Annotated in this window: 1 pseudogene; it reads left to right on the forward strand. The window is 69.5% G+C overall.

From position 1 onward, the window contains the following. Positions 1-302: pseudogene (locus J1C49_RS21630) on the forward strand (calcium-binding protein); the annotation flags it as partial.

Here is a 302-nt window from a genome sequence, read left to right on the forward strand (position 1 = left end):
GAGGGCGGTGCCGGGCCGGACGTGGTCGACGGGCAGGGCGGCAGCGACACGGCATCTTATGAGCAGTCGGGCGCGCGCGTGGCGATCAACCTTGGGGTTGGCTTTGCCGGTGGCGGCGATGCAGCCGGCGACAACCTGACCAGCATCGAGAACCTGCGCGGCTCTGCGTTCAACGACATCCTCCGCGGTGATGGGGGTCCCAACGTTATCGAGGGCGGTGCCGGGCCGGACGTGGTCGACGGGCAGGGCGGCAGCGACACGGCATCTTATGAGCAGTCGGGCGCGCGCGTGGCGATCAACCT

This window comes from Cognatishimia sp. F0-27 (genome assembly GCF_020667845.1).
In the GTDB taxonomy this organism is placed as follows: domain Bacteria; phylum Pseudomonadota; class Alphaproteobacteria; order Rhodobacterales; family Rhodobacteraceae; genus JAFMPQ01.